Source organism: Bosea sp. BIWAKO-01, from assembly GCF_001748145.1.
GTDB lineage: Bacteria > Pseudomonadota > Alphaproteobacteria > Rhizobiales > Beijerinckiaceae > Allobosea.
Map to the genome: position 1 here is coordinate 4982757 of NZ_BCQA01000001.1, position 25731 is coordinate 5008487.

The 25731-nt window shown below is 63.9% G+C and carries 25 protein-coding genes and 1 pseudogene; 15 read left to right on the forward strand and 11 right to left on the reverse strand.

Going from position 1 to position 25731, the window contains the following annotated elements; translation table 11 throughout:
• Window positions 1-20: 20 nt before the first annotated feature.
• The 3 genes from BIWAKO_RS23360 to rpsF all read right to left on the reverse strand — a co-directional run bounded on the left by BIWAKO_RS23360 (window position 21) and on the right by rpsF (window position 1811).
• A complete protein-coding gene (locus BIWAKO_RS23360; protein ID WP_069880686.1) occupies window positions 21-968 on the reverse strand; it encodes a DUF2232 domain-containing protein in 948 nt (315 codons plus the stop codon).
• A 141-nt stretch (window positions 969-1109) separates the two neighbouring features.
• Window positions 1110-1355, reverse strand: coding sequence for a 30S ribosomal protein S18 (rpsR, locus tag BIWAKO_RS23365; RefSeq protein ID WP_038367644.1), 246 nt, complete (start codon window positions 1353-1355; stop codon window positions 1110-1112).
• A gap of 3 nt (window positions 1356-1358) precedes the next feature.
• The gene (gene rpsF, locus BIWAKO_RS23370; RefSeq protein ID WP_069880687.1) at window positions 1359-1811 is read right to left on the reverse strand and encodes a 30S ribosomal protein S6; all 453 of its coding nucleotides are present in this window, start codon (window positions 1809-1811) and stop codon (window positions 1359-1361) included.
• A 325-nt stretch (window positions 1812-2136) separates the two neighbouring features.
• Between rpsF and fabD the strand changes: the two genes are divergently transcribed.
• The 4 genes from fabD (at window position 2137) to fabF (ending at window position 5658) form a co-directional block, all read left to right on the forward strand.
• Window positions 2137-3081, forward strand: coding sequence for an ACP S-malonyltransferase (fabD, locus tag BIWAKO_RS23375; RefSeq protein WP_069880688.1), 945 nt, complete (start codon window positions 2137-2139; stop codon window positions 3079-3081).
• Between the two features lie 38 nt (window positions 3082-3119).
• Window positions 3120-3857 carry a 3-oxoacyl-[acyl-carrier-protein] reductase gene (gene fabG / locus BIWAKO_RS23380; protein ID WP_069880689.1) on the forward strand — a complete coding sequence of 246 codons (738 nt, stop codon included), beginning with the start codon at window positions 3120-3122 and terminating at the stop codon, window positions 3855-3857.
• A 256-nt stretch (window positions 3858-4113) separates the two neighbouring features.
• Window positions 4114-4347, forward strand: a complete 234-nt coding sequence (locus BIWAKO_RS23385; protein ID WP_043236751.1) for an acyl carrier protein — start codon at window positions 4114-4116, stop codon at window positions 4345-4347.
• Between the two features lie 45 nt (window positions 4348-4392).
• On the forward strand, window positions 4393-5658 hold the full coding sequence (gene fabF, locus BIWAKO_RS23390) for a beta-ketoacyl-ACP synthase II (RefSeq protein ID WP_069880690.1): 1266 nt from the start codon (window positions 4393-4395) through the stop codon (window positions 5656-5658).
• A 44-nt stretch (window positions 5659-5702) separates the two neighbouring features.
• Here the strand turns inward: fabF and BIWAKO_RS37410 are convergent, their stop codons facing one another.
• Window positions 5703-5933: a hypothetical protein gene (locus BIWAKO_RS37410; protein ID WP_371332041.1), complete on the reverse strand. Its 231-nt coding sequence runs from the start codon at window positions 5931-5933 to the stop codon at window positions 5703-5705.
• On the opposite strand from BIWAKO_RS37410, the gene mltG reads away from it, so the two are divergent.
• From mltG to gmk, 3 genes are all read left to right on the forward strand, one after another.
• Complete coding sequence (gene mltG, locus BIWAKO_RS23395; protein ID WP_371332042.1) at window positions 5926-7158, forward strand: endolytic transglycosylase MltG; 1233 nt, start codon at window positions 5926-5928, stop codon at window positions 7156-7158. The genes BIWAKO_RS37410 and mltG overlap by 8 nt on opposite strands.
• Before the next feature lie 184 nt (window positions 7159-7342).
• Window positions 7343-8224 carry a YicC/YloC family endoribonuclease gene (locus BIWAKO_RS23400; protein ID WP_069880692.1) on the forward strand — a complete coding sequence of 294 codons (882 nt, stop codon included), beginning with the start codon at window positions 7343-7345 and terminating at the stop codon, window positions 8222-8224.
• Window positions 8225-8230: 6 nt separating this feature from the next.
• Entirely contained in the window at window positions 8231-8878 is a 648-nt protein-coding gene (gene gmk / locus BIWAKO_RS23405; RefSeq protein WP_069880693.1) for a guanylate kinase, read from the forward strand.
• A gap of 9 nt (window positions 8879-8887) precedes the next feature.
• Here gmk and rsmA read toward each other — a convergent pair whose 3' ends face one another.
• From rsmA to lptF, 5 genes are read right to left on the reverse strand one after another with little or no spacing between them, the layout of a single operon-like run.
• Window positions 8888-9742, reverse strand: a complete 855-nt coding sequence (gene rsmA, locus BIWAKO_RS23410; protein ID WP_069880694.1) for a 16S rRNA (adenine(1518)-N(6)/adenine(1519)-N(6))-dimethyltransferase RsmA — start codon at window positions 9740-9742, stop codon at window positions 8888-8890.
• On the reverse strand, window positions 9739-10755 hold the full coding sequence (pdxA, locus tag BIWAKO_RS23415) for a 4-hydroxythreonine-4-phosphate dehydrogenase PdxA (RefSeq protein WP_069882724.1): 1017 nt from the start codon (window positions 10753-10755) through the stop codon (window positions 9739-9741). Before pdxA ends, rsmA begins: the two co-directional genes overlap by 4 nt.
• A 49-nt stretch (window positions 10756-10804) precedes the next feature.
• Complete coding sequence (locus BIWAKO_RS23420) at window positions 10805-13318, reverse strand: LPS-assembly protein LptD (protein ID WP_244523527.1); 2514 nt, start codon at window positions 13316-13318, stop codon at window positions 10805-10807.
• A gap of 58 nt (window positions 13319-13376) precedes the next feature.
• Window positions 13377-14465 carry an LPS export ABC transporter permease LptG gene (gene lptG, locus BIWAKO_RS23425; protein WP_069880696.1) on the reverse strand — a complete coding sequence of 363 codons (1089 nt, stop codon included), beginning with the start codon at window positions 14463-14465 and terminating at the stop codon, window positions 13377-13379.
• Window positions 14465-15658, reverse strand: coding sequence for an LPS export ABC transporter permease LptF (gene lptF / locus BIWAKO_RS23430; protein ID WP_069880697.1), 1194 nt, complete (start codon window positions 15656-15658; stop codon window positions 14465-14467). Before lptF ends, lptG begins: the two co-directional genes overlap by 1 nt.
• 162 nt (window positions 15659-15820) lie before the next feature.
• On the opposite strand from lptF, the gene BIWAKO_RS23435 reads away from it, so the two are divergent.
• The 3 genes from BIWAKO_RS23435 (at window position 15821) to BIWAKO_RS23445 (ending at window position 18215) form a co-directional block, all read left to right on the forward strand.
• Entirely contained in the window at window positions 15821-17314 is a 1494-nt protein-coding gene (locus BIWAKO_RS23435) for a leucyl aminopeptidase (RefSeq protein ID WP_069882725.1), read from the forward strand.
• A 47-nt stretch (window positions 17315-17361) separates the two neighbouring features.
• Window positions 17362-17814: a DNA polymerase III subunit chi gene (locus tag BIWAKO_RS23440; RefSeq protein WP_069880698.1), complete on the forward strand. Its 453-nt coding sequence runs from the start codon at window positions 17362-17364 to the stop codon at window positions 17812-17814.
• 134 nt (window positions 17815-17948) lie between these two features.
• On the forward strand, window positions 17949-18215 hold the full coding sequence (locus BIWAKO_RS23445) for a hypothetical protein (protein ID WP_371332043.1): 267 nt from the start codon (window positions 17949-17951) through the stop codon (window positions 18213-18215).
• A 150-nt stretch (window positions 18216-18365) separates the two neighbouring features.
• Here the strand turns inward: BIWAKO_RS23445 and BIWAKO_RS23450 are convergent, their stop codons facing one another.
• Window positions 18366-20240, reverse strand: a complete 1875-nt coding sequence (locus BIWAKO_RS23450; RefSeq protein ID WP_069880699.1) for an ABC-F family ATP-binding cassette domain-containing protein — start codon at window positions 20238-20240, stop codon at window positions 18366-18368.
• A 165-nt stretch (window positions 20241-20405) separates the two neighbouring features.
• On the opposite strand from BIWAKO_RS23450, the gene BIWAKO_RS23455 reads away from it, so the two are divergent.
• The 5 genes from BIWAKO_RS23455 to BIWAKO_RS23475 all read left to right on the forward strand — a co-directional run bounded on the left by BIWAKO_RS23455 (window position 20406) and on the right by BIWAKO_RS23475 (window position 24681).
• Window positions 20406-20594, forward strand: a complete 189-nt coding sequence (locus tag BIWAKO_RS23455; protein WP_141740204.1) for a hypothetical protein — start codon at window positions 20406-20408, stop codon at window positions 20592-20594.
• 54 nt (window positions 20595-20648) lie between these two features.
• On the forward strand, window positions 20649-21149 hold the full coding sequence (coaD, locus tag BIWAKO_RS23460; protein ID WP_069880701.1) for a pantetheine-phosphate adenylyltransferase: 501 nt from the start codon (window positions 20649-20651) through the stop codon (window positions 21147-21149).
• A gap of 152 nt (window positions 21150-21301) precedes the next feature.
• Window positions 21302-22633, forward strand: a complete 1332-nt coding sequence (gene proS, locus BIWAKO_RS23465) for a proline--tRNA ligase (protein WP_069880702.1) — start codon at window positions 21302-21304, stop codon at window positions 22631-22633.
• Between the two features lie 37 nt (window positions 22634-22670).
• The gene (locus BIWAKO_RS23470; RefSeq protein WP_141740205.1) at window positions 22671-23972 is read left to right on the forward strand and encodes a lipoprotein-releasing ABC transporter permease subunit; all 1302 of its coding nucleotides are present in this window, start codon (window positions 22671-22673) and stop codon (window positions 23970-23972) included.
• 19 nt (window positions 23973-23991) lie between these two features.
• The gene (locus BIWAKO_RS23475; RefSeq protein WP_069880703.1) at window positions 23992-24681 is read left to right on the forward strand and encodes an ABC transporter ATP-binding protein; all 690 of its coding nucleotides are present in this window, start codon (window positions 23992-23994) and stop codon (window positions 24679-24681) included.
• Window positions 24682-25156: 475 nt separating this feature from the next.
• Here BIWAKO_RS23475 and BIWAKO_RS37160 read toward each other — a convergent pair.
• Window positions 25157-25723 (reverse strand): annotated as a pseudogene (locus BIWAKO_RS37160) (DMT family transporter); the annotation flags it as partial.
• Window positions 25724-25731: the final 8 nt, after the last annotated feature.

Sequence of the window (25731 nt, forward strand, 5' to 3'; positions counted from 1 at the left end):
TCTCCTTCTTGTGTTTGATGTCAGGCGTTAGGCATGGGTGGAACAGTGGGTGGGGCCTTTCGGCGCCCGAGCAGCGAATCGACGATGCCGGCAAGCGACAGCAGCGGCGTCAGCAGGGCCTGCATGATGACGAGCGCCAGATAGACCGAGATCAGCGCCGGCCCGCGCCAGGCTTTGCCGCGCGTCAGGTCGTGGATGGTGGCCAGCCCGCTGAACATGAAGGCGGCGAGGAGTGCGCCGGTCATCGCCGCTCCGGCGACGCCGATGAAGCCGCCGAGCGTTCCAACTGCCATTGCCAGGCCGAGCAGGATCAGCGCCTGGCGCGGAACCGTCGTTGCCGGGATGAAGGGCCACGGGCGCGGCAGCCGGCCGGAGACCTGCACTGCCTTGGCCGCAAGCCAGAGATTGGCGACGATCGTCGTGACGAAGGACGCGCCGATCCCGACGGGGACCGCGGGCGCGAGCGTCAGCGCGAGCTCGGAAACCTTCACATCCGCTGGCAAGGCGATCAGGCGGCTGCGCACCATCTCTGAGAGCAGGTTCTCGATGACGCGTGCGATCACCGTGCGATAGGTATCGTAGTCCGTGGTCATCACGAGAGCGCTGCCAACGGTCGTCAGCGCGGCTATTGCAGCGATCCAGACCAGGAGATGGCCGAGCGGGTACCATTCGGCGACGCCCGTGCCGTCGTTACGGGCAAGCAGCGCGAGGTAGGCAATCCACCAGGCCGGCAGCGCGACGATCAGTGCAAAGTTGAGCCCGGCGGCAAAGCTGAGCGCGACCATCCCGGTAATCGCGCCGGCTGCGGTCGCAACAAGCCCGGCACGATGGTTCCAGCCGAGCGCTGCGATGAAGATCGGGAGGGGGGCTGCAGAGTACAGCAGAATGGCCAGCGGCGATCCGGTGATCACCACTGCGAAAAGAAGGGCCGAGACAAGGCCCGCACCGATGCCGACGATCGGAAGCATTCTTCGTCCTGCTGTCCCGCTGCTCGAAAAGGGCAGGGTGAGAGGCATCTCGCCTCAACATACCCGGCGGGGTTTCACCGCTGGGCGACTAGGGGTTCGGCCGTCGCCGGTGCCTGGCACCGGCGACGGGTCGCAATCCGCTTAGCGGATGACGTAGGGCAGCAGGCCCAGGAAGCGAGCGCGCTTGATCGCCTGGGCGAGTTCACGCTGCTTCTTGGCCGAAACGGCCGTGATGCGCGACGGCACGATCTTACCGCGCTCGGAGATGTAGCGCGAGAGCAGGCGCACGTCCTTGTAGTCGATCTTCGGAGCGCCTTCGCCCGAGAACGGGCAGGACTTGCGGCGGCGGAAGAAGGGGCGGCGGGCGCCGGCGGAAGCGGTCGACATGGCTTAGGCCTCCGTGCCGGTGGTTTCGGTGGTCTCGTCGTCGCGACGCGGACGGTCACGGCGCGGGCCGCGATCGAAACGGTCGCCGCCACGCTCGAAGCGGTCGCCGCCGCGCTCGCCGCGGTCGTCACGATCGCGCTTCTGCAGCATCGCCGACTGGCCTTCCTCGAGTTCCTCGACGCGGATCGTCAGGAAGCGCAGGACGTCTTCGTTGATGCGCATCTGGCGCTCCATCTCCAGCACGGCGGCGGAGGGAGCGTTGATGTTCAGCAGCGAGTAATGAGCCTTGCGGTTCTTGCGGATGCGATACCCGAGCGACTTCACGCCCCAGTATTCGGTCTTGGTGACCGAGCCGCCATTTGCCTCGATGATGCCCTTGAACTGTTCGACAAGAGCTTCGACTTGCTGCGCGCTGACATCCTGCCGCGCGAGCAGCACATGCTCGTACAATGCCATTATGGCCTTCCTTTGTTTCACCCTGTTTCGCTCGGCGCGGAGCCCTCCGAGCCCTGGATAAGGCCCGACAGGATTTCATCGAAGGCGGAGACACGGGATGGCGGTTCGAGAGCCGAACCTGCGGGATGCTCAATGAGCGCCCGCCATCCGTTCAGCCTCCGGCCGAACAAACAGGAGGCGGCTGATACAGCGTCATGGCCAATTCCGCAAGCCAAATCACTGCTCAGGTGGCTGCTAATTCTCCAGCAAAGCTTGACTTGGCCTCCCAAGCAATGTGAGAGCGCCGTCGCGATGACTAATTTATGAACATCGGGATTTTCTCAGCATGACAACCGCGTTCATCTTTCCCGGTCAGGGCTCTCAGGCCGTCGGCATGGGCAAGACCTTGGCCGACGCCTTTCCGGTGGCCAGGGCAGTCTTTGCCGAGGTCGACGACGCCCTGTCGCAGAAGCTTTCGGCGATCATGTGGGATGGTCCTGCCGAGGAGCTGACGCTGACCGCCAATGCTCAGCCTGCCCTGATGGCCGTGAGCCTTGCCGTGATCCGTGTCCTTGAGGCGGAAGCGGGCCTGTCGCTGCAGCGCGATGCGGCCTTCGTGGCCGGCCACTCGCTCGGCGAGTATTCCGCGCTGGCGGCTGCGGGCAGCTTCTCGATTGCGGACGCTGCGCGCCTGTTGCGGATTCGCGGCGACGCCATGCAGAAGGCCGTGCCGGCAGGCGAGGGGGCGATGGCAGCGCTGCTCGGTGTCGAGCTTGAGCAGGCGCGCGAGATTGCCAGGGATGCAGCGCAAGGCGAAGTCTGCGAAGCTGCCAATGACAACGGTGGCGGACAGGTCGTTCTGTCTGGCAGCAAGGCAGCGATCGAGCGGGCTATTGCGCTCTCGGGGCAGCGCGGCGTCAAACGCGCCCTGCCGCTGCCGGTATCAGCGCCCTTCCATTGCGCGCTGATGCAGCCTGCCGCCGATGCCATGCGCGAGGCCCTGGCCAGGGTCGCTCTGGCGGCGCCGGTTGTTCCGGTGATGGCCAATGTCGGAGCTGCTCCGCTGAGCGACCCCGACGCGATCCGCGCCTCGCTGGTGGCGCAGGTGACGGGAACCGTGCGCTGGCGCGAATGCGTGCAGGCTATGGCCGATGCCGGCGTGACCCGTTTCGTCGAGGCGGGCAGCGGTAAGGTGCTGGCCGGCTTGGTCAAGCGTATCGCAGCCGGCACGAGTGCGGTTTCGCTCGGCGCCGCCGACGATATCCGCAATTACAGTGCCCAGAACGGGTGAGCCGGCAGGATGCCGGGTTGATATAAAAGGGAGGCAGCATGTTTGACCTGACTGGGAAGAAAGCCCTGGTCACCGGCGCGACCGGAGGGCTGGGCGGCGCGATCGCCCGCACGCTCCACGGCCTCGGTGCCAGCGTCGCGCTGTCCGGGACGCGGGTCGAGGCGCTCGAGGCTCTCGCAGCAGAGCTTGGCGAGCGCGTCGTGATTGCACCCTGCAACCTGTCGGACAAGGATTCGGTCGAGGCGCTCGTCCCGGCTGCCGAGGAGAAGCTCGGCGGGCTCGATATCCTCGTCAACAATGCCGGTGTGACGCGCGACAATCTTTTCCTCCGCCTCAAGGACGAGGACTGGGACAGCGTGATCGCCGTCAATTTGACCGCAGCATTCCGGCTGTCGCGGGCGGCCGTGAAGACGATGATGCGCCGCCGCTATGGCCGCATCGTTTCGATCGGTTCGGTCGTCGGCGTCACCGGCAATCCCGGACAGGGCAATTACGCCGCCTCGAAAGCCGGGCTGATCGGGATGTCCAAGGCTCTGGCGGCAGAGGTTGCCAGCCGCAACATCACCGTGAACGTCGTTGCACCGGGCTTCATCGAGTCGCCGATGACGCAGGCGCTCAACGACAAGCAGCGCGAAGGCATCCTCGCCGACGTGCCGATGGGCCGATTGGGTGTGGGTGACGATGTTGCTGCAGCTGTCGCTTATCTCGCCAGCAACGAGGCCGCTTACGTGACCGGACAGACGCTTCACGTCAACGGCGGAATGGCAATGATTTGAAGGTCTTGAGAAGGTTCTTTGTAACCTTCCGAGATCGGCTTCCGGCTCTCGTCAGCTATCGACGAGTGTGTTAACTAGCGCCGTCGCGCTGCAGCGCGCGTACTCGGGGGGACTTGACGCGAACCCTGTTGTTGCGTTTGTGCAGCCTTAAGAGTTCCGCCCCGGCGGCATTCCGGAAGGGGTGCCGGGTGGCGGGAGCGGTTCCCTACACGCATCGCGATCCAGCGATGCGTTTCAAGCTTTGAGGAAAAGATCCATGAGCGATGTCGCCGAGCGCGTGAAGAAGATCGTGATCGAGCATCTCGGCGTCGAACCCGAGAAGGTCGTCGAAGGCGCCAACTTCATTGAAGACCTGGGTGCCGACAGCCTCGATACGGTCGAGCTCGTGATGGCTTTCGAGGAAGAGTTCGGCGTCGAGATTCCGGACGATGCTGCCGAGACGATCGTCACGGTCGGCGACGCCGTCAAGTTCCTCTCGAAGAGCGCCTGATCGGCCTCTGGCCGTTACTGCATCATGAGCCCACGCAGCTACACCATGCGACGTGTCGTGGTGACCGGGCTTGGCATGGTGACGCCGCTTGCAGGTGGCGTCGAGCCGACCTGGTCACGTCTGATCTCCGGCGCCAGCGGCGCCGGCCCGATCACGAGCTTCGACGCGAGCGACCTTCCCGCCCAGATCGCCTGCAGTATTCCGCGCGGTGATGGTTCCAACGACACCTTCAATCCTGACGATTGGATGGAGCCGAAGGAACAGCGCAAGGTCGATGATTTCATCGTCTTCGCAATGGCGGCTGCGACGCAGGCGCTCAATGATGCCGGGTGGAAACCCGAAAGCTATGAGGACCAGATCGCGACTGGTGTCGCGATCGGTTCCGGCATTGGTGGGCTCGGCGGCATTTACGAAGCGTCGATCCTGCTCAAGGAGCGCGGCCCACGCCGCCTCTCGCCTTTCTTCATTCCCGGCCGGTTGAGCAATCTCGCCGCCGGCTATGTTTCGATCACCCACGGTCTCAAGGGGCCGAATCACGCGGTGGTCACGGCTTGCTCGACCGGCGCCCATGCCATTGGCGATGCCTCGCGGATGATCGCTCTCGGCGATGCCAAGGTGATGGTCGCGGGGGGCACCGAATCGGCGATCAACCGCATCGGCATTGCCGGGTTCTGCGCGTGTCGCGCTCTGTCCACTGGCTTCAACGACACGCCCGAGAAGGCCTCGCGTCCCTATGACAAGGATCGCGACGGCTTCGTCATGGGCGAGGGGGCAGGCGTCGTCGTTCTCGAGGATCTCGAGCATGCGAAGGCGCGCGGTGCGCGCATCTATGCCGAAATCGTCGGGTACGGCATGTCGGGAGATGCTTATCACATCACCTCGCCAGCCGAGGATGGCGACGGTGCCTATCGTTGCATGGCGGCGGCGCTTGATCGTGCCGGCGTCACGGCGGGTGATCTCGACTATATCAACGCGCATGGCACCTCGACCCAGCTCGGCGACGAAATTGAGCTGCGCGCAGTCGAGCGGCTGCTCGCCAACGCCCCGCGGAAGCCTGCCATGTCCTCGACCAAGTCGGCGACGGGCCACCTGCTCGGCGCGGCTGGCGCGATCGAGGCGATCTTCACGGTCCTCGCGATTCGCGACCAGATCGCGCCGCCGACGATCAACCTCGACAACCCATCCGTCGAGACCGATCTGGACCTGGTGCCGAATGTCGCGAAGAAGCGCAGCATCGAGATCGCTCTGTCCAATTCCTTCGGGTTTGGCGGGACGAACGCCTCGCTGGTGATCCGGCGTTTCGTCGACTGACGCATCGGCTGACGAGGCTCAGCGCGCTTTCGCCATAATTTCTGCTAGTCTGTCACCGGATTTCGGGACAGGCTCGAAATGCGTCGCATCGCCAGGGCATTGCGGCGATCCTCACGACACCAGAACGCGAGCGCCAGCACTGTGAACACTTCGCCCCGCGTTGCCCCGAAGAGCCCGAGCGAGGCGTTGAAGCCGGTGGCGCCGCCTGCTCCGCCGCCGAAGGCGCGTCGCAGGCGGCGCAACCCCTTCATTGGCATGCTCAGCGGGTTGTTCACGACTGCGCTCGTCCTGGCCGGCGTCGTCGGCGCTGGAATCGCTGTGGTCGGCAGCCAGGGGAAGGCGCCAGGGCCGCTCGCGAGCGACCGTGTCCTGATCATTCCCAAGGAAAGCGGTCTCACCGAAATCGCCGAACTCCTTCAGCGCGAGGGATTGATCGAACATCCCTGGACCTTCAAGGTCTCGGCGCTGATCTCCGGCAACTGGACCAAGCTCAAAGCGGGTGAGTACCTGTTCAAGGCCCGCGCCAGCCAGCAGGACATTCTCGACATCATTGCCGAGGGCAAGGCGGTCGAGCATTCGATCACCGTGCCGGAGGGTCTGACCAGCGAACAGATCATCGCGCGGTTGCGCGATAATGATCTCCTCACGGGCGACGTCATTCAGGTGCCTCGCGAGGGGACCATCCTGCCCGACACTTTCAAGTTTCCCCGCGGGTTCACACGACAGGCGATCGTCGACCGGATGACGCGCGATCAGCGCCGTATCCTCAACGACGTCTGGAATCGCCGCCCCGCCGACCTGCCGATCAAGACGCCGCAGGAGTTGGTGATCCTGGCTTCGATCGTCGAGAAGGAAACCGGCCGCGCCGACGAGCGCCCGCGCGTTGCCGGCGTCTTCATCAACCGTCTGAACCGCAAGATGAAGCTGCAATCCGATCCGACGATCGTTTACGGGCTCGTGGGCGGCAAGGGCACGCTCGGCCGGGCGATCCAGCGTAACGAGATTACCCAGGCGACGCCCTACAATACCTATGTCATCGATGGCCTGCCGCCGGGCCCGATCGCCAATCCCGGCCGCGCCGCAATGGAGGCCGTGGTCAACCATTCCAGAACCAAGGAACTCTACTTCGTGGCTGATGGCAGCGGTGGGCACGCCTTCGCCGAGACCTTGGAGCAGCATAACCGCAATGTCGCCCGCTGGCGGCAGGTCGAGTCGCAGCGGCGCGAGGCTGGCAAGCCCTCGCCGGATTCGAATGTCGACAAGGTGGAGCCGCCGCCGGCGCCGGATAATCGCACCGAAGCGCCTGGGGCCTCGCGAGCGGCCGATGCGACGTCCGGGGACAGCGAGACGTTGGGGGGCAACCGGCGTGCGTCGGCGGACGGTCCGGCAGGAACGCGCGCGCGCGCCTTCGATGCGTCGGAAGGGACGAACCGCGATCCGCTGCTGAACCGAAGCTACGATCTCAACTCGTCCAAGCAGGTTCCAGCACTGCGTCCCTGAGCGACTCTGGCGAGCATGGGCACTCGCGCCCGATTTCTCCCCATCTTCGCGCTTCTATGTGTGCGGCGCGACTTGCGAGCGGTGTTTCGCCTCACTACGGTCCCGCCGCATCAGATGCAGCGTCGAGCGGTGATCCTGCGCATTGTGACCGCACGGTGAGCCGTCGGGGGGAGTTTTAGCGTCCATGGCGATCGAGAGCATGACCGGCTTTGCCCGCGCAGCCGGCACGGCAGGTCTTCATGCCTGGGCATGGGAAATCCGCAGTGTCAACGCGCGCGGCCTCGATGTGCGCGTCCGGGTACCCTCCGGTTTCGAAGCCCTGGCCGAGGCGGCGCGCAAGCGCCTCGGCGGTGCCTTCTCTCGCGGCACGTTGCACGTCAATCTCTCGATCAACAGCGACGCCAGACCAGCGAAGCCTCGTATCAACGAGGCCGTGCTTGCGGGCTTGCTCGACTCGGTCGCGAGACTGCCGGCATCCGACAGCATCCGTCCTGCCTCCTTTGACGCGCTCCTTGGAATACGCGGCGTGGTCGAGATTGCCGACGAGGACGAGGATGTCTTGGCGCTGCTCGAAGCCCCCCTGCTTGCTGGCCTGGACGCGGTAGTCCTTGGTCTCAAGGAAGCGCGCTCCGCCGAGGGGCGAGCGCTTGAATCCGTTCTCACAGGGCATCTCGCAAGTATTGCCCGTCTGGCCGATGAGGCGGAGCAGCATCCCGGGCGGACCGTGGAGGCGATCCGCGCACGGCTCGCGACGCAGGTGCAGGCCTTGCTCGAGGCCAGCCCCGCGCTCGATCCGCAGCGCCTGCATCAGGAGGCTGCGCTGCTTGCGGTCAAGGCGGATATCCGCGAGGAGATCGACCGGCTGCATGCTCATGTCGCTGCGTTGCGGGCTCTGTTCGATCAGGGCGGTCCGATCGGCCGCAAGCTCGACTTTCTCGCGCAGGAATTCGGGCGAGAATCCTCGACGCTCTGCGCCAAGGCCGGTGACGCCGGACTGTCGCGCATCGGGCTCGAGCTGCGCACGGTCGTCGACCAGATGCGCGAACAGGTACAGAATGTGGAGTGACGGCTGATGGCCGATCTGGTGCGCCCGGCCCGCCGTGGCCTGATGTTGATCCTGTCCTCGCCCTCGGGGGCCGGCAAATCGACCCTGACGCGAACGCTGTCGCAGAAGGAAACCAATCTCGATCTGTCGGTCTCGGTCACGACCCGGCTCAAGCGCCCCTCCGAGATCCAGGGCGTCCATTACCACTTCATCGACCGTCCGGTCTTCGACACCTTGCGCGAGCGCGATGAGCTGCTGGAATGGGCCGAAGTCCATGGCAATGGCTATGGCACGCCGCGCAAGCCCGTCGAGGATGCGCTGAAGGCTGGCCGCGATGTGCTTTTCGACATCGACTATCAGGGCACGCAGCAGATCCTCGAAAAGGCGCGCGAGGATGTCGTCGCAATCTTCATCCTGCCACCGTCAATGGCGGAACTGCGCTCCCGGCTCGTGCGTCGCGCCGAGGATGCGCCTGAGGTCATCGCCAAGCGGCTCGACAACGCCCGCGATGAGATCGCTCGTTGGAGCGTCTACGATTACGTCATCGTCAATGACGATCTCGGCGCGGCCTATGACTCGGTCCGCGCCATACTCACCGCCGAGCGTTTGAAGCGTTCGCGCGCGATTGGCATGAGCGAATTTGTCGCCGGGCTCCTCAGCGAGTCGATCGCGTAGGGAGCGCTGCTATCCGGCTTTCAGCCCAGCCAAGGCGTTGGCGAGGCGGACGAAACCTGAAACGGGCACTTCTTCAGCGCGCGCCGTTGGCGACAGGCCGGCAGCCTCGATGATCGGCAGGGGATCAGGCGTCACGGCCTTGAGGCTCTGGCGCAGCATTTTCCGGCGCTGGCCGAAAGCTGCCAGTGTTACACGCTCCAGCAACCTCTGGTCGCAGGGCTCCGGCCTCAGTCGTGGCACGAGCTGAACGACGGAAGATGTGATTTTCGGCGGCGGCACGAAAGCGGACCTGGGCACGTCGAACAGGATCTTGGTTTCGCAGCGCCAGTTCGCGAGAACGGCCAGCCTGCCGTAGTCTGCACGCTGCTCCGGGGTCGCGACGATGCGCTCCGCCACCTCGCGCTGGAACATCAGCGTGAGCGAGCTCCACCAGGAAGGCCAGGGTTCCAGGCTGAGCCAGCCAACGAGCAACGGCGTACCGATATTATAGGGCAGGTTGGCGATGATCCGGGCGGGCGAGCCGGCGAGATGAGTGGAGAGGTCGACAGCAAGCGCATCGCCTTCAATCACCTCAAGCCTTCCCGGGTAATGTGCAGCGATCTCGGCCAATGCCGGCAAGCAGCGCCGATCGCGCTCGACTGCGATGACACGCCCAGCTCCGTTGGCGAGCAAGGCACGCGTCAGCCCTCCTGGGCCAGGGCCGATCTCGACCACTGTCTCGCCATCGAGTGGCCCAGCGGCGCGGGCGATCCTGCTTGTCAGATTGAGATCGAACAGGAAGTTCTGACCCAGCGACTTCTGCGCCATCAGGCCGTGGCGTTCGACCACCTCGCGCAGCGGCGGCAGCGTGTCGATCTGGCTCATGGCAGGCGGCTTTCGGAATGGGCCGCCATACGGGCTGCCAGCCGCAGCGCGGCGCAAAGGCTGTCGGGGCGGGCAATGCCGCGCCCCGCGATGTCGAAGGCGGTTCCATGATCCGGTGAAGTACGGATGAAGGGCAGGCCAAGCGTGACGTTGACGCCCTCGTCGAAGGCAATTGTCTTGATGGGGATCAGGGCCTGGTCGTGATACATCGCCAGTGCCGCATCGTACCCGGCGCGAGCGCGGGCATGGAACATCGTGTCGGCAGGATAGGGACCGCTGGCGTCGATTCCCAACGCCTTGAGGCGCTCGACGGCTGGCGCCACCACTGCAGAGTCTTCGCTGCCCAGCGCTCCGCCTTCTCCCGCATGCGGATTGAGCCCGCTCAGCGCGATCCGCGGCTGCGCAATTCCGAAGCGGGAGGTCAGTTCGCGAGCGACAATTCGCCCCGTCTCGACAATGAGGTCGGTCGTCAACAGCGATGGTACTGCCCTGAGCGGCACGTGGATCGTTACCGGAACGACCGCGAGATCTTCACACCAGAGCATCATCACGGGGTGGGGCGTCCTGCCTCCAGCCGACGCGAGATGCGCCAGATACTCGGTATGGCCGGGGTGGGTAAAGCCGGCGGCGTAAAGAACACTCTTGGCAATGGGATTGGTGACCAGCGCTGCCGCATGCCCTTCGCGTACTGCAGCTACGGCACGATCAATCGCTTCGATGGTCCCCGACGCCGTGGCTGGATCAGGATGTCCGGATGTCGCAATCGCGGTGTTCTCGAGCGCAATGACGGGCAAGGCCTGTTCGAAGAGCGCCTCCGCCTCATGCCAGGCGCAGCGAGCGACGGGCACGTCGAGGCCCAGTCGCTGTGACAGATTTTCCAGAAGGCGGGCATCGGCAATGCAGGCGAAAGGCGAAAGTGCTGCGGGTTCCCGCAACAACCAAGCCTTCAAGGTGAGCTCCGGCCCGATCCCGGCCGGATCACCTTGCGTGAGGGCGAGCAGTCGCGGTGACACCTTCTTCTCCACCCGCACCGGCTCGCGCTCCGCAACCCCGATACGATCCTCAGCGCGAAGAGACACCGTCGCCCGTCGAGCCCTGGCCCAGGTTCTGCGAGTAGCTGATCTCGCCCAAGGTGCGCAGTTCGAGCCGGAACATCACTGTCCGCGTATCCTTCGTGGCCCCGGACTGCCGGTCGGCATAGGACTGCGAATAGGAGACGTCGAATACGGTGCATTCGTCGGTGTAGTTGATGCCAAGGCTCATCGACGCGGCCTGGAACGGGCCGGTCTTGGGATAGACAAGTGCAGCAAGGGCCGCGGGATCGAGCTGGGCCGCCACGAAGGCGTCCCGATATCGCTCCCGGTCGAATTTGTACTTGTCGAGGTCGAACAGGACACCGGCGCGGACGCGCCAATACTGTGCGATCCCGAGCGAACCGTTCAGGCCAAGACCTTCGCGCCGCCGCGGAATACCCAACTCGGGCTGGGGCTCGTAGCGGCCATAGGTCACGGACGTCGACACGACGCCATTGCTGTAGGTGGCGCCTGCGTCGATCCGCTGTGCCTCGAACGTCGTCTCATCCAGGCGCGCCGCGCCTGTCAGGAAGAAGTTCTTGAACGGCGAGATCTGCGCGCGGGTTACGAAATCGGACTGCTTCGTTTCGAGGCCCGAATCGAGCCCGGCATTGACGAGGTCAGCCTGTGCGAAGGAGTTGCGGCCGGCGAGATTGAACGATTGGCCCACAAGGAAATTGGCGTAGGCCTCCTTGCCGAAACGGCCAGTGTAGAGAGCACCGACATTCGCGCGCGTTCCGCCCTCGAGCCGATCATAGCCCGAGAACTTGCCGCTCCACTCGAACAGGTTGGTGTCGTCAAAGACGAGGCTTTGCGCATCTTCGTTGGCGACGCGCAGCACGTGCGTCTCGTTCGGACGTGCAACGAACTGGGCGACCGGCTCAATGATATGCGTGCCCCACGAGGTCTTTGCCACGAAGGGGTAGCGATACATCAGGCCGACAGCAGGCATCACGCGTCCGAAGATATCGTCGGACGTGTTGAAGATCGAGGAAACGTTGGCGTTGGCAAAGCCGGTCGTCGAGGGGTTGACCGAGAAGATGTCCGCGCGAACCGACGCGTATGGCGTCCAGACCTGACCGATCGAATCGGTGAAGTTGCGCCGCCAGGACACTTCCGCCGTGGCGCGGGCCACCGAACCACCGATGCCGCGAACCAGGCACTGATCCTTCTGATAGACTGCGCAGCCGTCGTAGAGCGAGTTAGGCGTTGTCAGCAGGAAGGTCTTCTGGGCCGGAATCTGCTGAAAGGCGGCGGCATCACGGTGCAGATTCGTGGCGTTCACAGTGAACGCGAGTTCACCGCCGATGATGTCCGGCTTGTGCACCCGTTTGTTGTAGTCGAGCACCGGCAGCACGACTGGCTGCTGCTTCTGCCAATCGGAAGACGTCAGAGGCTGGAAATAATAGCCCCGCAGGTCGAACCAGGCAGCCGCGCTCTGACCGTTGAGATAGCCTGTCGAGATCGATTCCTGCAGATAGGCCGTCGAGCTGATGCTTTCGCTTCGGATGCGATAATTCTTCCAGAACCATTTGTCCGTGGACATCGCGATGTCCCAGCCGTAGGTCCAGCGTGGGTTCAGGTAGAACTTGCCCGTGGTCTCCAACGAACCGCGGAAATTGTCGTCGCGCGCCCCGAACGGCGTCGGCTGGAACGCGTCCGGCTCCGCCTGGAAGATACCGGCCGCACGGATGTTGTAGGACCCGTTGACGAGCCGGTGCCGCCACTCGGCCTGGCCGAGGAAGCCCTGCCGGGAGAGATAGGCTGGCGTGACAGTGAGATCGTAGTTCGGGGCAAGGTTGAAGAAATAGGGCAAGCCAACACCGAACCCGAGCGGGGCGGTGTTGATGAAGCTCGGCGACAGGAAGCCGCTCTTGCGCTTCACCGTCGAATCGGGGCCGGACATGTACGGGATATAGGCGATCGGCACCCCGGCGAACTCGAGCCGGGAGGATTCGTAATAGATCGTCTGCTCGGACTTCTTGTGAATGATCCGAGCCGAGCGGACCTGCCAGAGCGGCGGCCTTTCCGGCTTATCCTTGCAGGGCTCGCAAGCGGTGTAGATGCCCTTCTCGAAGACAAAGGTCTCGCCATCCGTGCGCTCGGCGCGTGGTGCGGTAAACCGCGTCTTGTCCGGGTTCACGACGCGCAGCGAATCGATGAAGCCGTCACGGAAATCGTCGGTCAGATTGAAGCGATCGCCGGTGATGACGGTGCCGTTCGATTCGGTGATCCGGGCATTGCCGCTCGCGATGACGCGCTTGCTGGCGCGGTCATAGGTGACCTTGTCCGCTTCGATCGTACGGCCCTGATAGAGAATCTGAACGTCGCCGACAGCCGAAACGCTGTTGTTCTTGTTGTCGTAGACCAGCTCGCGCGCGTCGACGACCATACGCTCCTGCGGCTTCGCTGGAGCTGGAGCTTGCGCGAAGGCGCTCCCTCCTGCCGCGAGGCAATAGGTCAAGCTCGAGGCGAGGGCGGTCGCCGCGGCAAAACGAGCCATGCGTCTCACGCCAGAGGCCATACGCTCAATCCAAAATTAACCATAGGCACAGTACTAGTTACCCGTCTTCCTGGTGAAGGAGAGCGAGCGCCCCGAGCATCGTCCCCACTACCGCCGGCAACCACGCGGCCACCATGGGATTGACGATCCCCGATGCCCCGAGCTCTTCCGACAGCTGCGTCGCCACATAGAGCACGAACCCGGCCGCCACGCCACCTATCACCAATCTCGTGACACCACCAAATCTGAAAAATCTTAAGGAAACGGATGCCGCCACCAAGATCATCGCGACCAGCAGAAGCGGCCGCGCCTTGAGCGACTGATAACGCAGCTCGTAGCGGGTGGAATCAAGGCCGGCCTTCTGTGTCCGTTCGATCACCGTCGGCATCGACCAGAACCCGACGGCGTCAGGCGGGGTGAAACTTTGCCGCACCTGTTCTGGCTCCAGAGTCGTTGCCAGCAGATAAGTCGTGTAGCTCTGTGGCTCTTCCGTGGCAGACACGACGCGCGCGTCGGTCAATTCCCAATAGCCGCGATGCAGGATCGCTTCCCGCGCCTCCACGCGCTCGTTGAAGCCGCCCTTCGCATCGAAGCTAAAGACAGCGACCTGGGAGAGACCTGACGCGTCGGGTAGCGCTGCTGCGGCGCGAATGATCGCCTGCCCGTCGACGCTCCGCTGGCGGATCCAGATTTCCTGCGCCCCGGACGTCTGCGTGCTCCTCGCGAAGAGCCTCGCTTCCAGAGCCGTCGCGCTCCGCTTCAGTTCGGCCGCGAGCGGGTTGTAGATCATGATCGAGGCAAAGCCGATCACTGCTGCGACCAGTGCGGCCGGCTGGAGGAATTGCCAGGCTGAGACGCCCACGGAGCGAGCCACCACGAGCTCGAGCTTCCGGCTCAGTGTCAGCAGCGCGAACATGCCGCCGAACAGGACGGCGAAGGGGAAAATCTGTTCCGCCACCGCTGGCGCACGAAAAAGCGCGAGTCTGATGATCTGCGGTGTCGTCGCGAGCGGAGAATCGCCGGCGCGACGCATCAACTCAACGAAATCGAGCGTCAGGATCAGGAAGAAGAAGGTGCTGAACACGCTGATGATGGCGCGCGCAAAGCGCTTCGTCAGGTATCGGCCGAAGGTCGAGACAAGCAGCATCAGGCGCGACGCAAGCGAGAGGGCAGGGCAGATAGCGACAGGATGATCGGCTCGAACAGCTTGTTGAGCCGCGGCCGCAGGGACGCGCCAAACATGATCAGCGCCGTGGAGCACATGATCGTGACCAGCGGCAGAAGGTAGAGCAGGACCACTGCAAAACCTGATCTGACGCTTGCGGTCCATGCGGCGTAAGCGCCGATGCGGACCGCCCCGACAATCATGATTGCTGCCTGAATCGCAACATTGCGGCCCTGACGTGTCGTACGCGCTTCGCCGAGGGCAGCGAAGGCGACCAGCATGAACGCGATCGGGTAGAGCGGCGCCGACAGGCGGTTGTGCAGCTCCGCACGGAAGCGGCCCGCCTGCAGCTTGTAATAGGCCTCGTTCGGGTCCTGTCGCAGCAAGGCCCAGGTCGTACGTTCGCGTGGCTTGTAGATCACCTTGTCGCCATTGCCTTCGCCGTCACCGCCTGTCGGCTCGCCCGATAATGCTGACAGGTTGAGGGCATAGCGCTCGAAGGAGATGATTGAAGTCGATTCCTTGTTCTTGGCCTCGCGTTGGATCGTGCCCTTCTCCAGCATCAGGAAGCTGTTGCCGTCGGATTCCACGGTCCGGCCGCGCTCGGCGATATAGACGGAGGGCTGGGTGGGGTCGCGGCGGTCCTGCATGAAGATACCGAGCAGCGCGTCGCCCGAGCGTTCGCGGTAGTGAAACGTCACGCCGGAATCGAGCGAGACGAACTGGCCTTCCTTAACGACGTTGGCGACGAAATCCGCCCTGATCAGCGTGATCAGGTCCCGTAGTGCACGAAACCCCGCTGGCATGACCGAAATCGCCATCCAGCCGACGAGAAGCGAGGTCGCCAGCGTCAGCACGATGAACGGGCGTGTCAGCCGGTAGGGCGCGACGCCGGCCGCATTCATGACGATCAACTCCGAATCGCCATTCAGCCGGTTCAGCGTGTAGAGCGTCGACATGAACAGCGCGACCGGCGCGATGCCCGCGATCAACGCCGGCAACGAAAGCAGCGTCACCGTGAAGAAGATATAGATGGTCTGGCCCTTGCCGGTGATCAGGTCGACCTCACGCAGGGCCTGCGTCACCCAGATCACGCTGGTCAGCCCGATCAGAAGCACGATCGCTGCGACCGCGGCGATCTTCAGGATGTAGCGGTCGAGACGGAGAAGACGCACGCGTTAGCTTCCGGTGAAACCGAGGGCGGTTCGAGGCTCCCCTTGGACGGTTCGCCAAACACTCCCTATGGTATAGCCACGATCATGGCGCAAACGGGAATCGTTCGCACCATGTTCACGACCTTCCTGAAGAGCCCTATTCCCGCCAATTGTGAGCAGCTTATGTCGCAGCGCCTGAAGCTTGAGGTCAAAGCCCTGAACACCATCGGCGGGCAGGACCTCGTCATTTTCGTGTCGGACAAGCTGACCCCGGCGAAGCTTGCCGAGGATTGGCTCGGAGAGGGCGCTCATGCACTGCTCGCCAGGGCTGCGGCAGCCGACAAGTTCAAGGGCAAGGTGTTTTCCGGGATGACGTTGCTGGCGCCGGATGGGGCTGGGTATGAGCGGCTCGTCGTCATCGGGGTCGGACCTGATGGAGATCACGATAAGCTCGATTTCGCCAAGCTTGGCGGGGCTGTTGCGGGCAAGCTTGGCAGTGGCCGCTCGGCCGATGTGATCGTCGCACTGCCTGACGCTGAAATCAGTGCAGAGCAAGCGGCTGCGGTCGCTCTCGGGTTGCGCCTCCGGGCCTATGTCTTTGACCGCTACAAGACCAAGACCCGCGAAGCCGACGATGCCGATCCGATCACCGTGACGCTGCGCACCCCCGACCCGGCCGCTCTGAAGAAGGCCCTCAAGGCCTGCGAAGCTATCGCCGGCGGCGTCGAGATTGCTCGCGATCTCGTGAACGAGCCGCCGAATGTTCTCTATCCCGAAGAATTCGCCGAACGCGCCGCCAAACTCGAGAAGCTTGGTGTCGAAGTCGAGGTTCTCGATGAGAAGCAACTCAAGAAGATCGGCATGCGGGCCTTGCTTGGCGTTGGCCAGGGGTCGCGCCGCGAGAGCCGCGTCGTCGTCATGCGCTGGAATGGCGCCAAACCCGGAGTTCGGCCCGTCGCCTTCGTCGGCAAGGGCGTCACGTTCGACACTGGCGGCATCTCGCTGAAGCCGGGCGCCGGTATGGAGGACATGAAGGGGGACATGGCCGGAGCCGCCTGCGTCACCGGACTGATGCATGCGCTCGCGGCGCGCAAGGCCAAGGTCAATGCTATTGGCGTGATTGGACTGGTCGAGAACATGCCGGATGGCAACGCCCAGCGCCCTGGTGACATCGTCACCTCGCTTTCAGGGCAGACCATCGAGATCATCAATACCGACGCAGAGGGGCGGCTCGTCCTCGCCGATGTGCTCTGGTACACGCAGGACAAGTACAAGCCGCGCTTCATGATCAATCTGGCAACCCTGACAGGAGCGATTCTGGTGGCGCTCGCGCAGGAGAATGCCGGGCTGTTCTCGAATGATGACGAGTTGTCCGAGCGTCTCGCAGTCGCGGGCAAGGCCACTGGCGAAACCGTCTGGCGTATGCCGCTTGGCGCAGCTTACGACAAGATGATCGATTCAAAGTTCGCAGACATGAAGAACTCGGCCGGGCGCTATGGCGGTTCGATCACTGCTGCGCAGTTCCTGCAGCGGCATGTCAATGAAACGCCCTGGGCGCATCTCGATATCGCCGGCACCGGCATGGGCTCCCCAAACAGCGAGACCAATCGCTCCTGGGGCTCGGGCTGGGGCGTGCGCCTCCTCGACCGGCTCGTCGCGAACCATTACGAGTCCTGATTCTCTCGAAATATTGTTTCGCAATGCTCTGATAAGAAGGGGCTTTCATGACGGAAGTCCTGTTCTTCCATCTTCAGTCGCGTCCGCTTGAGCAGGTTCTCCCGACCATTCTCGATCGGGCGCTGTCGCGCGGCCAGAAGGTGGTCATCGAGGTCTCCAGTTCCGAGCGGGCGAGCGTACTGGACGATCATCTGTGGACCTATGCGGATGACAGCTTTCTGCCGCATGTCATGGCGAGCGAGTCGGATGCAGCGACCAATCCGGTCGTGCTGACGACACAGGCCCATAATCCCAACGCAGCGCAGGTTAGAATCTGCGCTGACGGCGTCCGTATTCCCGACGCATTGCAGGATTACGAGCGCGTCGTCCTCATCTTCGACGGCGACGACCCCGACGCGCTTGCGGCTGCGCGCGAGGATTGGAAGGCAGTTCGCGCCACAGGCGCGACGGCCAGCTACTGGCAGCAGGACGAAACCGGTCGCTGGGAGAAAAAAGCGTGAGAGTGCCTGTTCTGTTCGTGTGCGCTGTGGCTCTGGGCGGATGTTCCGTCGATATTGGCGGTTTCTCCTTCACCCAGGATTCCAGCGGTACGCGAACCAGCAGCGCTTCAGCCCGCGCGTCCACTCAGGAAGCCATGCTGACCGCCGAGGGCGGTTGCGAGGCGGACGTTTCGCTGAGCCCGTCGACGCGTCCCCTGCCAAAGGAGATCGCGCTGGGCGTGACCGAATGCGAACTCGTGAAGTTGAAGGGGGCCCGGCCGACCGATGTCCTCATCGGCGAGAGTGGCAAGGGCCAGCGCGAGGTGCAGGTGCTCTATTCCGAGCCCGGCGGCCGCGAGATCTATATGTTCACCGACAACCGCCTCAGCCGGATCGTCAAGCCGGGACAAGGGGAGGGCTGAGGCATCAGCCCGAACAGTGGATTGCGGTTTTCGAGCAAGCCGATTCAACCACAGGAGCGTTCATCATCGGAGCGGATACGAAATCCGATCGGATGATCCAAGCATTGGACGATAGCTCGGATTTCGCCCGAGCCTATCGTCGAGGCCGCTTCAGGCGTTCTCGAGTTCCTCGCTCAGTCCGAGCCATTCTTCCTCCGCGGCGGTCAGTGCCTCCGACAATTCCGCACGCTGGCGCGAGAGCAGCAGAGCTTTTTCCGGATCGCGGGCGAATGCCGCACCGTTGCCGAGCACGCCATCGACCTTCTCGATCAATCCGGTCAGCTTGGCGATCCGTGCCTCAGCCAGGTTGAGCTTCTGACGCAGCGGCCCCTGGGCCACGCGCTTGACGGCTGCGCCCTTACGTTCTTCGGCCTTGCTGTTGGTATTCGCAGTCTCTGCGGGCTTTTCGCGACGGGCTGCCTTGGCGCCACCGAGGACGAAGGCGCGATAATCCTCCATGTCGCCGTCAAAATTCTTCACCGTGCCGTCGCCGACGAGCCAGAGCCGGTCGGCGCAGGCTTCGATCAGGAAGCGGTCGTGGCTGACCAGGATGACAGCGCCGGGATAGTCGTTGATAGCCTTGACCAGGGCGGTGCGGCTGTCGATGTCGAGATGGTTCGTCGGTTCGTCCAGGATGAGCAGATGCGGGCCGCCGAAGGCCGCGATTCCGAGCATCAGCCGCGCCTTTTCGCCACCGGAGAGGTTCTTGACCGGTGTATCCGCCTTGCTGGCGGGAAAGCCGATCTGAGCCGCTTTCGAGCGCACCTTGGCTTCCGGCGCATCAGGCATCAGGTCGCGCAGATGCGCGACTGGCGTTTCCTCCATCCGCAGCTCGTCGAGCTGATGCTGGGCGAAATAGGCGGTCTGAAGCTTGGACGAACGCCGCAGATCGCCTGACAGGGGTGGGAGCCGCCCGCCGATCAGCTTGCAGAAGGTTGATTTGCCGTTGCCGTTCGAACCAAGCAGCGCAATCCGATCGTCCGGCAGCAAGGTGAGGTCGAGTCGCGACAGCACCTTGCGCTCGCCATAGCCGGCACTGACATCGTCCAACACCACCATGGGCGGCGAGAGCGGCCGCTCCGGCCCTGGAAGGCTGAATGGCTGCACGTCACGGTCGACGATGGTCGCGATCGATTCCATCTTCTCCAGCCGCTTGACGCGCGATTGTGCCTGGCGCGCCTTCGAGGCCTTGGCCTTGAAGCGATCGACGAAGGCCTGGAGATGCTTACGCTCGGCGTCCTGCTTCTCGCGCTGCTTCGCGAGCAACATCTGCTTCTCGGCACGCTGGCGTTCGAAAGATGAATAGCCGCCGCGATAGATGGTGAGTTTGCCCTGATCGAGATGCAGGATGTGGTCGACGCAGGTGTCGAGCAGTTCGCGGTCGTGGCTCACCACCAGGACGGTATGCGGGTAGCGCTCCAGATAGTCGTAGAGCCAGAGCGTGCCTTCTAGATCGAGATAATTGGTCGGCTCGTCGAGCAGCAGCAGATCGGGTTCGGCGAAGAGCACGGCAGCGAGAGCAACGCGCATGCGCCAACCGCCCGAATAATCGGAGCAGGGGCGTTGCTGCGCTGCCTCATCGAAGCCGAGCCCGTGCAGCACCGTCGCCGCCCGGGCCGGGGCGGCATGCGCGCCGATATCGGCGAGCCGGGTCTCGATTTCGGCGATGCGCAGCGGGTCGATCGCGGTCTCGGCTTCCTTCATCAGGGCCGCGCGCTCGGTATCGGCTGCGAGCACGACCTCGATCAACGATTCCGGGCCACCGGGGGCTTCCTGGGCGACGCCACCGATCCGCATGCCCCGCGGCACGCTGACCGAACCGCCCTCAGGCGAGAGATCGCCGGTAATGATCCGGAAGAGCGTGGTCTTGCCGGTGCCGTTGCGACCGACGAGGCCGACGCGTGATCCGTCCGGCAGGGCCGCACTGGCCCGGTCCAGGAGCAGCCGTTCGCCGAGCCTGTAGGTGATATCGTTGAGCGTGAGCATGGCGCGGATTTAGGGCCTGGAGCCATGGCAAGCAATGGTTAACGCTGCGGGCTAACGCGATCGAAAGACCAATCATGCTTTTGACATGAAGCGGCCACGGCTCCGCCGGAGCTGCCCTTCAGCCATGGGATTGCGTCTACATCCATGATTCGCAAAGAGAAACCGATGCATCTCGGCCCCCGGCATATGGTTCAGCGGCGCTTCTCCACGACCGCAGCTGCCCTGGCGATCGTCTCCCTGATTCTGGGCAGCGCCGGTGCGCTGAGTGCGCTTCTGGTCGATCGCCGCGCCGAGGCGTCCGTGACCTGGCAGTCCGTTCCGCAGCATGATGCCGGGACGATGTCGTTCAGATAGGGCCGGTTCGCTGCCGCGCTTGCCGCAAGGATGCCCCGAGGGTAACGCTGTCCCATGAGCAGAACCGCTTTCTATCCTGGATCCTTCGACCCGATCACGAATGGCCATGCCGATGTGATCGCTGGCGCTTGCCGGCTATGCGACAGGCTGGTGCTCGCTATTGGAGTCCACCCGGGCAAGGCCCCGATCTTCTCGGCGGACGAGCGCGCTCATCTGCTGCGGGAGGTTGCAAGCCCGATTGCCGCTGCGGCCAAAGTCGTGATCGAAGTCGTGACCTTCGACTACCTCGCCGTTCAGGCGGCCAGGAAAGCAGGTGCGACCATCATGATTCGCGGCCTGCGTGACGCGACCGATTTCGACTACGAGATGCAGCTTTCCGGCATGAACCAGGCCATGGTGCCCGAGTTGCAGACCGTGTTTCTGCCGGCTTCCGCGAGGACGCGCCACATCACGTCGACGCTTGTGCGGCAGATCGCCTCCATGGGGGGCGATGTCTCGGCTTTCGTGCCATCGGCGGTCAGTGGCCAACTCAAGGCGAAGTTCCCGACGCGCTGACCCGGCGATAGTCGAGAGCCGAGCCGATCGTTTGGCATCTTCCTCCGTATTCTGCGGATTTGCGTTTGCATTTTGCCGGCGGCGATGGTGTCTCTGGGACAACATGACTCGCTGCGCGCTGAGCCGCGTACTGCCCTCGAACGAGTTTTCCGATGCGCCTTTCCCGCTATTTCCTGCCGATCCTGCGTGACACGCCCAAGGAAGCCGAGATCGTCTCGCATCGCTTGATGCTGCGCGCCGGCATGATCCGCCAGCAATCGGCAGGAATCTACTCGTGGCTGCCACTTGGCCTGCGGGTGCTCAACAAGATCAACGCGGTGGTGCGCGAGGAGCAGAATCGTTCGGGCGCCATCGAGGTTCTGATGCCGACCATTCAGTCGGCCGATCTCTGGCGCGAGAGTGGGCGGTACGACGCTTATGGCAAGGAGATGCTGCGCATCAAGGACCGGCACGACCGCGACATGCTGTACGGGCCGACCAACGAGGAGATGATCACCGACATCTTCCGGTCCTATGTGAAGTCCTACAAAGACCTGCCGCTCAATCTCTACCATATCCAGTGGAAGTTCCGGGACGAGGTCAGGCCGCGCTTTGGCGTGATGCGCGGGCGCGAATTCCTGATGAAGGACGCCTATTCCTTCGATCTCGACCAGGCCGGCGCGCGGCATGCCTATAACCGCATGTTCACCGCCTATCTGAGAACCTTCGCCCGGCTCGGCCTGAAGGCGATTCCGATGCGCGCCGATACGGGCCCGATCGGTGGCGACCTCAGCCACGAGTTCATCGTCCTCGCGTCCACCGGCGAGAGCGAGGTGTTCTGCCACAAGGACTATCTCAGCTTCGAGACGCCGAAGCTCGACACCGACTTCGATAGCGTCGACGGGTTGCAGGCCATCGTCGACAAATGGACGAGCCTCTACGCTGCGACCGAGGAGATGCACGACAAGGCGGCATTCGACGCGGTTCCCGCCGGCCAGCAACTGTCGGCGCGCGGCATCGAGGTCGGGCATATCTTCTATTTCGGCACGAAGTATTCCGAGCCGATGGGAGCGACGGTGACCGGGCCGGACGGGCAACAGGTGCCGGTGCATATGGGCTCTTATGGCATTGGCCCGAGCCGTCTCGTCGCAGCATTGATCGAGGCCGGTCACGACGATGCCGGCATCGTCTGGCCGGACGAGATCGCACCGTTCGACATCGCGGTTCTGAACCTGAAGACCGGTGACGCCGCGACCGATGGCGCCTGCGAGCAACTCTACAGCGCGCTCTCCGCCAAGGGCTATGACACGCTCTATGATGATACAGACGGCCGGCCAGGCGCCAAGTTCGCGACGGCAGACCTGATCGGCGTGCCGTGGCAGGTCATCGTCGGGCCAAAGGGACTGGCTGAGGGCAAGGTGGAAATCAAACGCCGCGCCGGCGGAGAGCGCGAACTCGTCTCGCTCGCGGCTGCGCTGGAACGCTTCCCGGGCCGCTCGGCTTGAGTGGGAGCGTCATGATCGCGGAGCGGAGCAGGCGCCGATGAACGTGGCGGTGGAGTCGATGTCGACCGAAGCAGAGCAGCCCACCGGCACACGCCCCTTTGCGGGTTTCGAATGGCTGCTGGCCGGGCGCTACCTTCGCACGCGTCGGCGCGAGGGCTTTGTTTCCGTCATCGCGGGCTTCTCCTTCCTCGGCATTTTGCTCGGGGTCGCCACGCTGATCATCGTGATGTCGGTGATGAACGGCTTCCGGAAGGAACTCCTGGAGAAGATCGTCGGCGTCAACGGCCACATCTTCGCGACACCGATCGATCGCCCGCTCGATGACTACGAAGCGGTCGCGGCACGGCTGCGGCAGGTTCCCGGTATCAAGCTTGCGATCCCCTTGGTGGAAGGCCAGGCGCTTGCTTCGTCGCAATACGCCAATGGCGGCGTGCTGGTGCGCGGCATCTCGGAGGCCGATCTGAAGTCGATCCCCTTCATCGGCAACAATATCAAGCGCGGTACGCTCGATGGGTTCGCCGCCGCCGCCGGCGTCGCCGTTGGCAGTCGGCTTGCCGCGGCGCTCTCGCTGACCGCAGGCGACACGATCACGCTCGTTTCTCCGAAGGGAGCCTCGACCCCGTTCGGGACCGCTCCGCGCATCAAGGCCTATCCGATCCAAGCGGTGTTCGAGATAGGTATGACCGAGTTCGATTCCTCGTTTGTCTTCATGCCGCTGGCGGAAGCGCAGGCCTATTTCAACCGCGATGGCGATGTGAACGTCATCGAGGTCTTCATCGACAATCCGGATCGGACCCAGGTCGTGCGCGATGCGATCGAGGCCGACGCGCCACGGCCGCTTGTGCTGTCCGATTGGCGGCAGCGCAACCGTACCTTCTTCAACGCGCTCGAGGTCGAGCGGAACGTCATGTTCATCATTCTCACCCTGATCGTGCTGGTGGCGGCGCTGAACATCGTCTCGGGCCTGATCATGCTGGTGAAGGACAAGACCGAAGATATCGCGATCATGCGCACCATGGGCGCGTCTCGCGGCACTGTGCTGCGCGTCTTCCTGATCACGGGGGCGGCCATCGGTGTGTTCGGCACATTGGCTGGGCTAGGCCTCGGCGTTCTCTTCGCCAACAACATCAAGTCGATCATGGCCACCCTCAATTGGATCACCGGGGCCAATCTCTGGGATCCGACGGTGCGCTTCCTGAGCGACATTCCCTCCGTGATCGACTGGCGGGAAGTGGCGAGTGTCGTCGCGATGGCGTTGGTCCTATCGCTGCTGGCGACGCTGTATCCAGCCTGGAAAGCCGCGCGGCTGGACCCGGTCCAAGCCCTGCGGATGGGTTGAGGCAGAAGAACCCGTGGCCATGCAACGCGAAACACCGGCGCTCTTCCTCTCCCAGATCGAGCGCTATTACCCACAGACCGACGCCCCGCTCGAGATCCTGCGCAAGGCGGATTTCGCACTGTGGCCGGGCGAGCTTGTCGCGCTCGTCGCGCCGAGCGGTACCGGCAAATCAACGCTCCTCCACGTCGCCGGCCTGCTCGAGAAGCCCGATAGCGGCGAGGTCTTCGTGGGCGGAATCGCGACCAGCAAGCTGGACGACAAGGGCCGCACCCGGTTGCGCCGCACCGAGATCGGTTTTGTCTACCAGTTCCACCATCTGCTGCCTGAATTCACGGCGCTCGAGAACGTCATGCTGCCGCAGCGCATTCGCGGCCTGCGGAAGCGGGAAGCGGAGGAACGGGCGACTGAACTGCTCGCCTTTCTCGGGCTCGGCGAACGGCTCGACCATCTTCCGGGCGAGCTTTCCGGTGGCGAGCAGCAGCGCGTCGCGATTGGGCGTGCGGTTGCCAATGCGCCCCGTCTGCTCCTCGCGGACGAGCCGACCGGCAATCTCGACCCACACACCTCGCTCCATGTCTTCAACACGCTGGTCGCCCTGGCCCGGGCTTCGGGGCTCGCGGCCCTGATCGCGACCCATAATCTCGACCTTGCCCGGCGGATGGACCGGCAGGTGACGATTCGGGACGGGCTGGTCGTTCCGCTGCGCTAGCGCGGGGTGAGCCTATTGGGCACTCCTGCGCCTTCCACGAACCGGCGCCACCACTGCAAGGCCCGCAATCACGATCACGACAATGCCGATCCAGGTCGCGGTCGATGGCAGATCGTCGAACATAGCGTAACCCAGCGCGGTCGCGCCAAGCAGTTCGAGATAGACGAGCGGCGACAGCGTCGAGACCGGCGCCATTCAGAAAAGCGCTGATCGTGAGCAGGTTGCTGGCGGCTGAAAGCAGGCCCATCAATAGGATCAGCAGAATCTCCTCGCGATTGGGCATCGTCCACTGGAACAGCACGATAGGCGCCAGCAACAGGATGCCGAAGACGAGCTGGATGGTCAGGGCCGACAGCGGTGAGCTGCCCTGGGCGGTCGCTCGGGGCATCACGAGGTAGCACGCCATCAGTCCGCCCGACGCCCGCGCGATCAGCGTGCCGGAACTGCCGTCAGCGCCCGGTCTCACGATCAGCGTGGCTCCGATGAAGCCTAGAATGACGGCCGCCAGCTTTCGGCGGTCAAGCCGCTCGCGCAGGACAATCGCGGCCAGCAGGGTCGCGATGATTGGCGCGATGAAGTAGGCCCCCAGCGCGTCGGCAAGCAGAATGCGCGCAATCGCGGTGAAATAGAGCGTCATCGCGCCAACCAGGAAGGCGGTGCGCAGAAGCTGCGGCAGGATCTGGTTGCGGCCAAGCAGCGGCGCCGGCGCGCGCGCCTGCACATACAGCGCGACAGGCAGTACGAAGCCGAGCGCCGCGACATAGCGAGCCCAGCTTAGAAAGGCCGGGGAGTGCGCCCCGCTGAGATACTTGCCGATCGCATCCGCGCCGGGGATGAACAGCATCGATATGGCCATCAGGACGATGCCCAGCGCGGGGCTGCGAGTGCAGTTCGAGGCCAACGCGCGCTCGTCCTGCTGTTCGCCTCGGCGGGTTTTGAGTGGGGCTTGGCGACGGAAGCGCCGGAGGCATCTGAACTTTGGTCCATGCGGCTCTCTAGCAGCTTCCGCGACGCCAACAGCCGTGTACGAGCCTGAATGCATCGGCGCGA

Coding starts and splice junctions, on each gene's coding strand:
- proS (WP_069880702.1), top strand. CDS start 21,302: ATGCGCCTTTCCCGCTATTTCCTGCCGATCCTGCGTGACACGCCCAAG.
- fabD (WP_069880688.1), top strand. CDS start 2,137: ATGACAACCGCGTTCATCTTTCCCGGTCAGGGCTCTCAGGCCGTCGGC.
- BIWAKO_RS23450 (WP_069880699.1), bottom strand. CDS start 20,240: ATGCTCACGCTCAACGATATCACCTACAGGCTCGGCGAACGGCTGCTC.
- BIWAKO_RS23440 (WP_069880698.1), top strand. CDS start 17,362: ATGACGGAAGTCCTGTTCTTCCATCTTCAGTCGCGTCCGCTTGAGCAG.
- BIWAKO_RS23470 (WP_141740205.1), top strand. CDS start 22,671: ATGAACGTGGCGGTGGAGTCGATGTCGACCGAAGCAGAGCAGCCCACC.
- BIWAKO_RS23475 (WP_069880703.1), top strand. CDS start 23,992: ATGCAACGCGAAACACCGGCGCTCTTCCTCTCCCAGATCGAGCGCTAT.
- fabF (WP_069880690.1), top strand. CDS start 4,393: ATGCGACGTGTCGTGGTGACCGGGCTTGGCATGGTGACGCCGCTTGCA.
- BIWAKO_RS23435 (WP_069882725.1), top strand. CDS start 15,821: ATGTCGCAGCGCCTGAAGCTTGAGGTCAAAGCCCTGAACACCATCGGC.
- BIWAKO_RS23400 (WP_069880692.1), top strand. CDS start 7,343: ATGGCGATCGAGAGCATGACCGGCTTTGCCCGCGCAGCCGGCACGGCA.
- BIWAKO_RS23420 (WP_244523527.1), bottom strand. CDS start 13,318: ATGGCTCGTTTTGCCGCGGCGACCGCCCTCGCCTCGAGCTTGACCTAT.
- fabG (WP_069880689.1), top strand. CDS start 3,120: ATGTTTGACCTGACTGGGAAGAAAGCCCTGGTCACCGGCGCGACCGGA.
- coaD (WP_069880701.1), top strand. CDS start 20,649: ATGAGCAGAACCGCTTTCTATCCTGGATCCTTCGACCCGATCACGAAT.
- rpsR (WP_038367644.1), bottom strand. CDS start 1,355: ATGTCGACCGCTTCCGCCGGCGCCCGCCGCCCCTTCTTCCGCCGCCGC.
- rsmA (WP_069880694.1), bottom strand. CDS start 9,742: ATGAGCCAGATCGACACGCTGCCGCCGCTGCGCGAGGTGGTCGAACGC.
- lptG (WP_069880696.1), bottom strand. CDS start 14,465: ATGCTGCTTGTCTCGACCTTCGGCCGATACCTGACGAAGCGCTTTGCG.
- rpsF (WP_069880687.1), bottom strand. CDS start 1,811: ATGGCATTGTACGAGCATGTGCTGCTCGCGCGGCAGGATGTCAGCGCG.
- gmk (WP_069880693.1), top strand. CDS start 8,231: ATGGCCGATCTGGTGCGCCCGGCCCGCCGTGGCCTGATGTTGATCCTG.
- BIWAKO_RS23360 (WP_069880686.1), bottom strand. CDS start 968: ATGCTTCCGATCGTCGGCATCGGTGCGGGCCTTGTCTCGGCCCTTCTT.
- BIWAKO_RS23455 (WP_141740204.1), top strand. CDS start 20,406: ATGCATCTCGGCCCCCGGCATATGGTTCAGCGGCGCTTCTCCACGACC.
- BIWAKO_RS23385 (WP_043236751.1), top strand. CDS start 4,114: ATGAGCGATGTCGCCGAGCGCGTGAAGAAGATCGTGATCGAGCATCTC.
- BIWAKO_RS23445 (WP_371332043.1), top strand. CDS start 17,949: ATGCTGACCGCCGAGGGCGGTTGCGAGGCGGACGTTTCGCTGAGCCCG.